Here is an 11,360-nt window from a genome sequence, read left to right on the forward strand (position 1 = left end):
AGATCGCACCATGAACGTGCTTCGACACTAGGTTCGAGGTCGAGCGGGTACCGCCGCCGGCCTCCGACAAACAAGGAGTGCAGTGGCAGGCAAGGCCCGCGTACATGAGCTCGCCAAGGAGCTCGGAGTCAGCAGCAAGCAAGTACTGAGCAAATTGCAGGATCTCGGCGAGTACGTGAAGTCCCCGTCCTCGACCGTTGAGGCCCCCGTGGCCCGCAAGCTTCGTGAGTCGATGTCCAATGGCAGCGACTCCGGTGGTCGGCGCGGTGGAGGCAGGCAACGTCCCGGTGGTGGCGCCAGCCCGGCCGCGGTTCCGCCGCGCCCGTCGCAGCCCTCGCGTGGTCCCGTCCCGGGTCCGCGCCCGTCGGCTCCTGCGGCGTCCGCGCCGTCGGCGCCGGCTGCTCCGCCTTCCACGGGGGCGCCGGACCGTCCGCGTCCCACCGGCCCGCGTCCGGGTCCTCGGCCCGGTCCTTCGGCCGTTCCGTCCCGGCAGGAGCCGGAGCGGCAGCCTCAGCGCCCGGCCCCGCAGGCGCCGGCCGCATCGGCGCCCGCGCAGCCTTCCACCAGGCCCTCGCCCGGTCCCGGGCCTCGGCCCGGCCCGCGTCAGCCCGGTCCGCAGGGGCCGGCGCAGGGTGGCCAGCAGCGACCGGCCGCCGCCGACGCGGGTGCCGCCGTCGTGCCTCCGCGTCCGAGTGGTCCGCGCCCGGGCCCCCGCACGCCCCGGGTGGGCAACAACCCGTTCGGTGTCGGCTCCGGCGCTCCGCCGCGTCCTGCCCCGCCTCGTCCCGGCCCGCCCGCTCCCGGGCAGGGTCCGGCTCAGGGTGGACAGGGCCAGGGTGGCAGCCCGGGTCAGCCCGGCCCGAGCCAGAGCGCGCCGCGTCCGGGCGCTCCGCGTCCCGGTGCCCCGCGTCCCGGTGAGCCGGGCCGCGCAGGCCCGCGTCCCCCGTCGCCCGGCAACATGCCGCCGCGCCCGAACCCCGGCATGATGCCCGCTCGCCCGCCCGCAGGGCGTGGCGGTCCGGGTGGTCCCGGCGGTGGCCGTGGTGGGCCGGGTGGTCGCCCGGGTGGTCCGGGTGGTGGACGTCCCGGCGGTCCCGGTGGTCGTCCCGGCGGCGGTGGCTTCCGCCCTGGTGGCGGTGGTCCGGGTGGTCCCGGTGGTGGCGGCGGCGCCCCGGCCGGCGGCGGTTTCCGCAGCGGCCCCGGTGGCGGCGGTGGCGGTCGTCCCGGTGGTGGCGGTGGTCGCGGTCGCGGTGGAGCCGCGGGTGCGTTCGGCCGTCCCGGTGGACCGGCTCGCAAGGGCCGCAAGTCGAAGCGGCAGAAGCGCCAGGAGTTCGACTCGATGCAGGCTCCCTCGGTCGGCGGCGTCCGCCTGCCGAAGGGCCACGGCGAGACGATCAAGCTCCCGCGTGGTGCGTCGCTCACCGACTTCGCCGACAAGATCGGCGCCAACCCGGCTTCGCTGGTGCAGGTGCTGTTCCACCTCGGTGAGATGGTCACGGCCACGGCATCCGTCGCCGACGAGGTGCTCGAGCTGCTCGGCACCGAGATGAACTACAACGTGCAGGTCGTCAGCCCGGAGGAGGAGGACCGCGAGCTGCTCGACAGCTTCTCCATCTCCTACGGCGAGGACGCCGGTGGCGAGGAGGACCTGGTCGTCCGCCCGCCGGTCGTCACCGTCATGGGCCACGTCGACCACGGAAAGACGCGACTCCTCGACACCATCCGCAAGGCGAACGTCGCGGAGGGCGAGGCCGGTGGCATCACCCAGCACATCGGTGCCTACCAGGTGCTCACCGAGCTCGAGGGCCAGGAGCGGCCTATCACGTTCATCGACACCCCGGGTCACGAGGCGTTCACCGCCATGCGTGCCCGCGGTGCCAAGTCGACGGACATCGCGGTCATCGTGGTCGCGGCCGACGACGGCGTGATGCCGCAGACGGTGGAGGCGATCAACCACGCCCAGGCGGCCGACGTGCCGATCGTGGTCGCGGTCAACAAGATCGACAAGGAGGGGGCCAACCCCGCCAAGATCCGCCAGCAGCTCACCGAGTACGGGCTGGTCGCCGAGGAGTACGGCGGCGAGACGATGTTCGTGGACATCTCCGCACGGGAGAACATCAACATCGACCAGCTGCTCGAGGCGATCCTGCTCACCGCCGACGCCGCGCTCGACCTGCGGGCTAACCCCAACATGGAGGCCCAGGGCGTCGCGATCGAGGCGCACCTCGACCGCGGTCGTGGTCCCGTGGCCACCGTGCTTGTTCAGCGCGGCACGCTGCGGGTCGGCGACTCGGTGGTGGCAGGCGACGCCTCCGGCCGCGTCCGGCGGATGCTCGACGAGTTCGGCAACGACGTGGAGGAGGCCCTCCCGTCGCGGCCGGTGCAGGTCATCGGGTTCACCTCGGTGCCCGGCGCGGGCGACACGTTCCTCGTCGTCGACGAGGACCGCGTGGCCCGGCAGATCGCCGACCGGCGGCGCGCTCGCGAGCGCAACGCCGAGCTGGCGAGCCGCCGCAAGCGCGTCAGCCTGGAGGACCTGGACGCCGCGCTGAAGGAGACCAACACCCTCAACCTGATCATCAAGGGTGACAACTCGGGTACCGTCGAGGCCCTCGAGGACGCGCTCATGAAGATCGAGGTGGGCGACGACGTCGAGCTGCGGGTCATCCACCGCGGCGTCGGTGGCATCACCGAGGGCGACATCAACCTCGCCATCGCCGACAACGTCATCGTCCTGGGCTTCAACGTCCGGGCCGAGGGCAAGGCCACCGAGCTCGCCAACCGCGAGGGCGTGGAGATCCGGTACTACACCGTGATCTACCAGGCCATCGAGGAGATCGAGCAGGCACTGCGGGGCATGCTCAAGCCGGAGTTCGAGGAGGTCGAGCTGGGCCGCGCGGAGGTCCGCGAGGTCTTCAAGTCCTCCCGGTTCGGCACCATCGCCGGTGCGCTGGTCCTGTCCGGCGAGATCCGCCGCAACGCGCGCGGCCGCCTGCTGCGCGACAACGTGGTGGTGGCCGAGAACCTGCCGATCAGCTCGCTGCGGCGGTTCAAGGACGACGTGGTCGAGGTCCGCGAGGGCTTCGAGTGCGGTTTCACCCTCGGCAGCTACAGCGACATCAAGGTCGGCGACGTCGTCGAGACCTTCGAGATGCGCGAGAAGCCGAGGAGCTGACGCGACGTGGGGGGACCGGTGCTCACCGGTCCCCCCGTCGTCGGTTCGATCGTGGAGATCCCATGTTCGTCGGAGCGCTGGAACTGGACGTGCTGCTGGGTGACGTCCATTCCCTCAAGGAGAAGCGGTCGGTCGTCCGGCCCGTGCTGAGCGAGCTGCGCCGCAGGTTCGAGGTGGCGGTCGCCGAGGCGGGCCATCTCGACCTTCACCGCCGTGCGCTGCTCGGGGTCAGTTGCGTGGCTGCCGACCACCAGCACGTCACGGAGGTGCTCGACCGGTGCGAGCGGCTGGTCGCCGCCCGACCCGAGTTGGAGCTGCTCTCCGCGCGGCAGCGCATGATGCGCCCTGACGATGAGTCGTAGGACCGGTAAGACCCTGAGGAGCGGCTGATGGTGGACCAGGCTCGTGCGCGGCGACTGGCCAAGAGGATCTCGCAGATCGTGGCTGCCGCGCTGGAACACGAGGTCAAGGACCCTCGCCTGAAGATGGTGACGATCACCGACACGCGCGTCACCGGTGATCTCCGAGAGGCCACCGTGTACTACACGGTTCTCGGCGAGACGGTCGATGCCGACCCCGACACCGCCGGCGCTGCGGCCGCGTTGGCGAGCGCCACCGGTGTGCTGCGCTCGCTCGTCGGGGCGGGCACAGGCGTCCGCTACACGCCCTCGCTCGCGTTCGTGCCGGACCAGGTGCCGGACGAGGCGCGTCGCATGGAGGAATTGCTGGCCCGCACGCGGGAGTCCGACGCGGAGGTGGCGCGGCTAGCCGCGGGTGCCCGTCCGGCCGGGGACGCCGACCCGTACCGCGTGCCACGCGAGCGGACCGACGAGGAGTGACCAAGCGGGGCGGGCGGGGCAGCGGTCTCGGGACGACGACGTCCCTCGAGGCCGCGATCACGGCTGCGGCCGCGCTGCTGGTCCGTGCCCGGGACGTCACCCTGCTCGCCCACATCAATCCCGACGCCGACTCGCTGGGTAGCGCACTGGCCCTGGGGATCGCGCTGCGCCGCCGCGGGGCCACGGTCCGGGTGTCGTTCGCGTCGCCCGCACGTGTGCCCGAGACGCTCGGCCCGCTGGACGTCCTCGGGCTGGTGGTCGGACCGGACCAGGTGCCGGCTGCCCCCGAGGTCCTGGTGCTCTGTGACGCCGCGGAGCCGTCCCGGCTGGGCGCACTCGCAAACCGGCTGGACTGTGCCGAGGCGTCGCTGATGATCGACCACCACACCACCAACCCGGGTTTCGGTGGGGTCCAGGTGCTCGACCCCGACGCCGAAGCGACGGTCGTGCTCGTCCACCGCGTGCTCGTGGCGATGGGGGAGCCGATCGACGCCGACATCGCCCGGTGTCTCTACGCCGGGCTGGTCACCGACACCCGTGGATTCCGCACGGCGGGCGAGGCGGCGCACCGGATCGCGGCCGACCTCCTGGCCGCAGGCGTCGAGGCGGAAGCGGTGGCGCGTCCGATCATGGACACCCATCCCTACGGCTGGCTGGCCACGCTGGGCGAGGTGCTGCAACGCGTCGAGCTGGAGCCGGAGGCGGGCGACGGTCTCGGGCTGGTGCATGCCTCCGTTCCCCTCGAGGACGTCTCCCGGTTCCGCCCTGAGGAGGTCGACAGCATCGTCGATGTCCTGCGCACCGTCGCCGAGGCCGAGGTGGCGGCGGTGCTCAAGCAGGTGGCCCAGCGGCGGTGGGTCACCTCGCTGCGGTCGAAGGGGCGCGTGGACGTCGCCAAGGTCGCCTCCTTGCTCGGTGGGGGTGGCCACCGGGCTGCCGCCGGCTTCACCCACGACGGCACGAAAGGCGAGGTGCTCGCCGCCCTCCGCTCTGCGCTGAGGGCCCTCGACGCGGTGGAGCGACCTGCCTGAGATCCCCGGGAGTTCTCGACCGTCGGACACCCTCATCCGGCAGGAGGCGCCCGTCGAGGAGGCAGGGCGATGGCGCTCCCGCGATCCGACATCACATCCCGGCGAGACTTTCGAGACGAATGATCGATCGTCCGTCACGATGTGATGATGACTGGACCTGACGCGCAACCGGCGGCCTCGACGACCGGGCGCTACCTGCTCGTGATCAGCGACGAGCTGTTCGGGGACGATGAGGCGTCGCGCGAGGTGGTGCGTGAGGTGAGTGGCGTCCAGGACGTCGTCAGCACGAAGGATCCGGGCGCCCAGGCGCTCGACCCCGCGGCCACCACGGGCGCGCTGCTGTTCGCCGAGCTCGGGGTCGCGGTCGTCAGCGTCGCGCCGGACCGGGTGGGGGCCACCGGCGTGTTCGAATCCGCCGACGACCGGATCCTCGCCGTCGAGCAGGAGCGGGTGGTGCACGCTCTGCAGGAAGCGGCGCCGGTCGATCCCGAGCAGGAGGCCGCGTTCTCCGATGACACCGTGGCGACTTGGGGGCTGCACGCCACCGGCGTGCTCGACGCGACGGAGTCCGGGGCCGGGATCACCATCGCGGTGCTCGACACCGGCATCGACCTGCGGCACCCTGACTTCGCCGGCCGCGACATCACCACCCGCTCGTTCGTCGACGGTGAGACCGCGCAGGACGTCCAGGGGCACGGCACGCACTGCGCGGGCACGATGGCGGGCCCGCGCGAACCGGCGCAGGGGCGGCGCTACGGGATCGCGTACGGCGCCCGGCTGCTCGTCGGCAAGGTGCTGAACAACCAGGGCAGCGGCACCGACGCGGATATTCTTGCCGGGATGAGCTGGGCAATCAGTGCCGGCGCTCAGGTGATCTCGATGTCGCTGGGCGCCGACCAGCGGGCGATCTCCACCGCCTACGAGACGGTGGGGCGCCGGGCACTGGCCGCAGGCACCCTCATCGTGGCGGCCGCAGGCAACAACGCACGCCGCTCGCAGGGCAACCCCGGCTTCGTCGGGGTGCCGGCCAACAGCCCGTCGATACTCGCGGTGGCGGCGGTGGACTCCACCCTTGCCGTGGCCGACTTCTCCGCATCGGCCACCGACGTCGGCGGCGGCGAGATCGACATCGCGGCACCGGGTGTGGCGGTCTACTCGAGCTGGCCGCTCCCGCGGCGCACCAACACGATCTCCGGCACCAGCATGGCCACTCCACACGTCGCGGGAATCGCCGCGCTGTGGGCGGAACGCAACGGTGCCCGCGGCCGAGGGCTCTGGGACGAGGTCGTGGGAGCCGCTCAAGCGCTCGACGCACCGGCGACGGACGTCGGCGCCGGACTCGTGCAGGCACCGTCATGACCTCGTCGAACACTCCCGGACACGTCTCGGTCACGGTCACGGTCGACGACGCCCACGTCGGGGCGATCGACCAGCTGGCCGACCGCCTGCGGGCGGCCGGGATGGACGTCGAGCAGGTGCTCCGTCCGGTCGGGGTGATCACCGGATCGGCGCCGGCCGACTGGGAGGCGCTCGCCGATCTCGACGGCGTGGCCGCGGTGGAGCCGCAGCGCACGTTCCGCCTCCCACCTGACGGCCCCTTCCAGGACGAACGGGACAGATGAACCGAAGGCCTCGGTGGCGTCCTCGCCGGGTGATCGGTGACGCCGGCTCCGGTCTACGGTGGATACACCGAACGAAGGAGCCCCGCACGATGACGTCCGATACCGGACCCGCCCGCGCCGAATCGGATGCGGGTGCGGCTCGGCGCGCATTTCTCTCGGCTGCCGTGCGCAGGCCGGCGACCATGGGAGCGATCGCCCCCAGCTCGCCGCGGCTGGGTGCGGTGCTCGCGTCGATCGTGCCCACCGCGGGCGCTCCCGTCGTGGTCGAGCTGGGTCCGGGCACCGGGGCGGTGAGCGCCGTGATCGCGCAGCGGCTGCCCGCAGGCGCCCGGCACCTCGCCGTGGAGCTGGACCCGGACATGGTCACGTTCCTGCGCCGCACCCGCCCGGAGCTCGAGGTGGTGCCGGGCAACGCCGCGAACCTCGGCGCCCTGCTCGCCGAGCGCGACATCTCGTCCGTCGACGCAGTGATCTGCGGCCTGCCGTGGGCGCTGTTCGACGACCCGACCCAGACCGCGTTGCTCGCCGAGATCAGCCGGGCCATCGGGTCGACCGGCGCCTTCACCACGTTCGCCTACCTGCACGGCATGACGCTCGGAGCGGCCCGCCGCTTCCGCCGCACGCTGCGCGAGACGTTCGACGAGGTGCTGGTCACCGCCACCGTGTGGCGCAACCTGCCACCCGCCTTCGTCTACGTGTGCCGGCGCCCGCGCACACCTGCCGAATGACCGTCGTCTCCCGGGTCGCTGCTCGATGACCACGACGTCCGCTCGCGCCAACGCCTCAGAGATATTTCGACTGGCGGCCCCGGCGCTGCCGGTGCTGGCCGCCGAGCCGCTGTACCTGCTCGTCGACACCGCGGTGGTCGGTCGGCTCGGTGCGGTGCCGCTTGCCGGTCTCGCCATCGCCGGCGTGCTGTTCGCGCAGGTCACGAGCCAGCTGAACTTCCTCTCGTACGGCACCACGGCACGCGCGGCTCGCCTGCACGGCGCGGGCAGGCGCAGCGATGCCGTGGGGGAAGGCGTGCAGGCCACCTGGCTCGCGTTGGCCGTCGGCCTTCTGGTGCTCGTCGTCGGGCAGCTCGTCGCCCATCCGGTCGCCTCTGCTCTCGGGAACGGCGGCGACATCGCCGACGCGGCGGTGTCCTGGCTGCGGATCGCCCTCATCGGAGCGCCGCTGGTGCTGGTGACGCTGGCAGGCAACGGCTGGATGCGCGGCGTGCAGGACACCGCACGCCCGCTGCGCTACGTCCTCGCAGGCAACGGGCTCTCCGCGCTGGCCTGCCCCCTGCTCGTGCACGGGATCGGTGGCTGGGCGGGGATCGGGCTCGTCGGGTCGGCGTGGGCGAACGTCGCCGGGCAGACCGTCGGTGCGAGCCTGTTCCTGGGCGCGCTCGTGCGGGCCGCGCGGGCCGAGGCGGCGCCGCTGCGGCCCTCGGCCACGGTGCTGCGCTCGCAGATCACGCTCGGCCGCGACCTCATCGCCCGCAGCCTCGCGTTCCAGGCCTGCTTCCTCTCCGCCGCTGCGGTCGCCACCCGCTTCGGGGCTGCCACGGTGGCGGCGCACCAGATCGTCCTGCAGCTCTGGACGTTCCAGGCCCTCGTGCTCGACGCCGTGGCGATCGCGGCGCAGTCACTGGTGGGGGCCGCGCTGGGATCGCCGGACCGCGGTGCGGAGCGGGCCAAGGCACTGGCCGGGCAGGTCACCCGCTACGGGCTGGTGCTCGGCATCGGGTTCGGCGTGCTGTACGCGGCCCTCTCCGGGGTGCTGCCGCCGGTGTTCACCCCGGACGCCGAGGTGCTCGACGCCGTGCCCGTCGCCTGGTGGTTCTTCGCGGCCATGCAACCGGTGGCCGGGGTGGTGTTCGCACTGGACGGAGTGCTGCTCGGCGCCGGGGACGCCGCCTACCTGCGTACGTCCACCCTGCTCGCCGCAGTGGTGGGATTCCTTCCCCTGATCTGGGCCTCGCTCGCCTTCGGCTGGGGCCTGGCCGGGATCTGGACGGGCCTCACGCTGTTCATGGTGCTCCGCCTCGTCGCCGTGGGGCTGCGGGCGCGCTCGGACCGGTGGGTGGTGATCGGCGCCGTGCGGCCCGCGCGCTGACGCGGTGACGAATCTCAGCCCACGGCCCACACGGGCTCGTCGGTCTCCCGCACCTCGCCGTCCCCCGCAAAGAGCAGGAAGCGGTCGAACCCCCGGGTGAACCAGCGGTCATGGGTTACCGCCAGCACTGTGCCCTCGAATGCGTCGAGGGCCTGCTCGAGCGCCTCCGCCGAGGCGAGGTCGAGGTTGTCGGTCGGCTCGTCGAGCAGCAGCAGCGTGGCTCCGGACAGCTCCAGCAGCAGGATGAGCAGCCGGGCCTGCTGCCCGCCGGAGAGCGTCTCGAACCGCTGCTCGGCCTGGGCCGCCAGCTCATAGCGGGCCAGCGCCTTCATGGCGTCGCCGCGAGTGCGACCCGGACGGTCGGCGTCCCCGCTCACGAGGATGTCCTGCGGCGTGCGACCGGTCAGCTCGGGCCGGTCGTGGGTCTGCGAGAAGTGCCCGGGACGCACGCGCGCGCCGAGCCGGGCCACGCCGTCATGGGCCACGGCGGGAAGGGCCGCGCCGCTGGCCGGCACGCTGCCTGGCTCCGGGTCGGTGCCTCCGCGCGCGAGGAGCCGCAGGAAGTGGGACTTGCCCGAGCCGTTCGCCCCGAGCACTGCTACGCGATCGCCGAACCAGACCTCGAGATCGAACGGATAGGTGAGCCCGTCCAGTTCGAGCTGGTCGCAGACCAGCGCTCGCTTGCCCGTACGGCCGCCGGTCAGCTGCATCCGGACGTTCTGCTCGCGCGCCTTCTCCTCGGGTGGGCCCGCATCGACGAACCGGGCCAGCCGGGTGCGTGCCGCCTGCAGACGCGACGCCAGACCGTCGTTGTAGGCGGCCTTCTGCTTGTAGTACACGACCAGCCGCTCCAGCTTCGCTCGCTCCTCGTCCCAGCGGCGGCGTTCCTCGTCGAGACGGTCGTGGCGCGCCACTCGTGCCTCGTGCCAGGACGCGAACCCGCCGGGATGCACCCACGCCGACTCCGCCTCGACTGTGACGACACGCTGGGCGGTGGCGGCGAGCAGCTCCCGGTCGTGGCTGACGAACAGCACGCTCTTGCCCGACTCCTGGATCCGGCCCTCAAGCCAGCGTTTGCCGGGGACGTCGAGGAAGTTGTCGGGCTCGTCGAGCAGCAGCACCTCGTCAGGGCCGCGGAGCAGCAGTTCGAGCGCGAACCTCTTCTGCTGCCCGCCCGAGAGCGTGACGACGGGGCGGTCACGGACATCGGCCCAGGACAGGCCCAGCGAAGCGATCGCGGCCGTGTCGAACTCCACCTCGGCCGCGTACCCGCCTGCCTCGCCCCAGCTCGCGAGCGCGTGGGCGTACCGGAGCTGCGAGCGTTCCCCGTCGTCGAGCGCCTGCTCGGCCGCGGCAAGCCGGAGTCCGGCGGTACGCACCCCGGGCGGGGCGAGGGACAGGGCGAGATCGGCGAGGGTGCGGTCGTCGGTGATCGACCCGATGAACTGGCGCATCACCCCGAGGCCACCGCTCCGCGCGATGCTGCCCGTCGTCGCCGTCAGCTCGCCGGCGATCATCCGCAGCAGCGTGGTCTTCCCTGCACCGTTCGGGCCGACGAGGGCGACCTTGGCGCCCTCGCCGACCCGGAAGCTGACGTCGGAGAAGAGCGTGCGGCCGTCGGGCAGGCGGTGCCCGACGGCCATTGCCTCGATGTGTCCCACGGAGGGGAGATGGTGCCCGTAGGCCGGTCGCCGGGTCGAGCCGATATCCCAGCCGATATCTCTGGTGACTACACGGGCAGGATCGGGGCGCGGAGCAGGCGTTCGCCGACGAACGAGGCGATGGTGTCGAGCTTCTCCTCGGACGCCTGCATCACCTTGTCGTCGGCGCCGCGGTCCCACACCCGCTTCGCCTCGTCCCACGCCAGGTCGCGCGTGAAGCGGATGACGAGGTCGGAGACCCAGTTGGCCGTGCGGTCCCAGATGGCGTCGTCCGGGCCCCTGCTGAGGAAGGAGCCCAGCTCCTCGCGCAGGGGGTCCATCTCCTGCTCGAAGACCTCGTTGATCAGCCGGTAGTCGTAGAACTGGGCGCTGTCGGGTCCGTCGCCGTCGGGGGTGACGTGCTTCCAGGTGGCCACCAGCGCGCACGAGAGGTCGAAGTTGATGTGGGCGTTCACGCCCGCCACCGCGAAGTTCACCGGGGCGATACGGGGGTCGCTGCGGTTGTCGAACAGCAGGCGCCAGACCCCGGGCGTGCGGTGCATGTCCTCGGCGTAGGTGCGCAGGGCGCGCAGGTAGCGCTCGGCGAACTCCAGATCGAGCCTGATCAGAAAGGCAGGGTCGCGGAACTCCCCGCCGTCGACCATGTTCCCGATCCGGGTCGTGATGATGTGGTAGAGCCGGGTGAACGCGGCGATTCCGTCGTCATCGCGCAGCATCGACGTGCCGGAGGCGTACTCGTGGATCGCGGCGAGCCGCCGAATGACGTCGGGGATGGATTCCGGCATGGTGGTGCCCGCGAGCCTGGCCAGGTGCTGAGTGGACCCCGGCCCCCCGCCGGGCTGTGCCAACTTCCCGATGTCCTCCGTGTCCACTGCACGCTCCTCTCGTTCGATCTTCCCGTCCGGGTGACTGCTCCAGGTGAGGAGGGA

General features: G+C 72.2%; 10 protein-coding genes. 8 read left to right on the forward strand and 2 right to left on the reverse strand.

All coding sequences use genetic code 11. The features are described 5' to 3' along the window. The first annotated feature begins 82 nt into the window (after positions 1-82). The 8 genes from infB (at position 83) to ACQPZQ_RS10075 (ending at position 8,770) form a co-directional block, all read left to right on the forward strand. Positions 83-3,175 carry a translation initiation factor IF-2 gene (gene infB / locus ACQPZQ_RS10040; RefSeq protein WP_433294346.1) on the forward strand — a complete coding sequence of 1,031 codons (3,093 nt, stop codon included), beginning with the start codon at positions 83-85 and terminating at the stop codon, positions 3,173-3,175. A gap of 62 nt (positions 3,176-3,237) precedes the next feature. Next, positions 3,238-3,537 (forward strand): DUF503 domain-containing protein, encoded by a 300-nt coding sequence (locus ACQPZQ_RS10045; protein WP_344725334.1) that lies wholly within the window; start codon positions 3,238-3,240, stop codon positions 3,535-3,537. A gap of 27 nt (positions 3,538-3,564) precedes the next feature. Further along, complete coding sequence (gene rbfA, locus ACQPZQ_RS10050; protein WP_433294350.1) at positions 3,565-4,014, forward strand: 30S ribosome-binding factor RbfA; 450 nt, start codon at positions 3,565-3,567, stop codon at positions 4,012-4,014. Beyond that, positions 4,011-5,045 (forward strand): DHH family phosphoesterase, encoded by a 1,035-nt coding sequence (locus tag ACQPZQ_RS10055; protein WP_433294353.1) that lies wholly within the window; start codon positions 4,011-4,013, stop codon positions 5,043-5,045. The genes rbfA and ACQPZQ_RS10055 overlap by 4 nt, the downstream gene beginning before the upstream one ends. A gap of 147 nt (positions 5,046-5,192) precedes the next feature. Further along, the gene (locus tag ACQPZQ_RS10060; RefSeq protein WP_433294355.1) at positions 5,193-6,404 is read left to right on the forward strand and encodes a S8 family serine peptidase; all 1,212 of its coding nucleotides are present in this window, start codon (positions 5,193-5,195) and stop codon (positions 6,402-6,404) included. After that, a complete protein-coding gene (locus ACQPZQ_RS10065) occupies positions 6,401-6,667 on the forward strand; it encodes a hypothetical protein (RefSeq protein ID WP_344725331.1) in 267 nt (88 codons plus the stop codon). The genes ACQPZQ_RS10060 and ACQPZQ_RS10065 overlap by 4 nt, the downstream gene beginning before the upstream one ends. 89 nt (positions 6,668-6,756) lie before the next feature. Continuing rightward, positions 6,757-7,395, forward strand: a complete 639-nt coding sequence (locus ACQPZQ_RS10070; protein WP_433294357.1) for a class I SAM-dependent methyltransferase — start codon at positions 6,757-6,759, stop codon at positions 7,393-7,395. A 25-nt stretch (positions 7,396-7,420) separates the two neighbouring features. After that, positions 7,421-8,770: an MATE family efflux transporter gene (locus ACQPZQ_RS10075; protein ID WP_433294359.1), complete on the forward strand. Its 1,350-nt coding sequence runs from the start codon at positions 7,421-7,423 to the stop codon at positions 8,768-8,770. 14 nt (positions 8,771-8,784) lie between these two features. On the opposite strand, the gene ACQPZQ_RS10080 is transcribed toward ACQPZQ_RS10075, so the two are convergent. Together ACQPZQ_RS10080 and ACQPZQ_RS10085 are read right to left on the reverse strand one after the other, a co-directional pair. Continuing rightward, positions 8,785-10,431 (reverse strand): ABC-F family ATP-binding cassette domain-containing protein, encoded by a 1,647-nt coding sequence (locus tag ACQPZQ_RS10080; RefSeq protein ID WP_433294361.1) that lies wholly within the window; start codon positions 10,429-10,431, stop codon positions 8,785-8,787. Between the two features lie 68 nt (positions 10,432-10,499). Further along, positions 10,500-11,303 (reverse strand): DUF5995 family protein, encoded by an 804-nt coding sequence (locus ACQPZQ_RS10085; RefSeq protein ID WP_433294363.1) that lies wholly within the window; start codon positions 11,301-11,303, stop codon positions 10,500-10,502. Positions 11,304-11,360 lie beyond the last annotated feature (57 nt).

The organism is Pseudonocardia sp. CA-142604 (assembly GCF_050948475.1).
Classification (GTDB): Bacteria; Actinomycetota; Actinomycetes; order Mycobacteriales; family Pseudonocardiaceae; genus Pseudonocardia; species Pseudonocardia alaniniphila.

What these genes read in the sequence shown, in the direction of transcription:
- ACQPZQ_RS10045 (WP_344725334.1), top strand. Translation starts at nt 3,238, where the DNA reads ATGTTCGTCGGAGCGCTGGAACTGGACGTGCTGCTGGGTGACGTCCAT.
- rbfA (WP_433294350.1), top strand. Translation starts at nt 3,565, where the DNA reads ATGGTGGACCAGGCTCGTGCGCGGCGACTGGCCAAGAGGATCTCGCAG.
- ACQPZQ_RS10060 (WP_433294355.1), top strand. Translation starts at nt 5,193, where the DNA reads ATGACTGGACCTGACGCGCAACCGGCGGCCTCGACGACCGGGCGCTAC.
- ACQPZQ_RS10065 (WP_344725331.1), top strand. Translation starts at nt 6,401, where the DNA reads ATGACCTCGTCGAACACTCCCGGACACGTCTCGGTCACGGTCACGGTC.
- ACQPZQ_RS10070 (WP_433294357.1), top strand. Translation starts at nt 6,757, where the DNA reads ATGACGTCCGATACCGGACCCGCCCGCGCCGAATCGGATGCGGGTGCG.
- ACQPZQ_RS10075 (WP_433294359.1), top strand. Translation starts at nt 7,421, where the DNA reads ATGACCACGACGTCCGCTCGCGCCAACGCCTCAGAGATATTTCGACTG.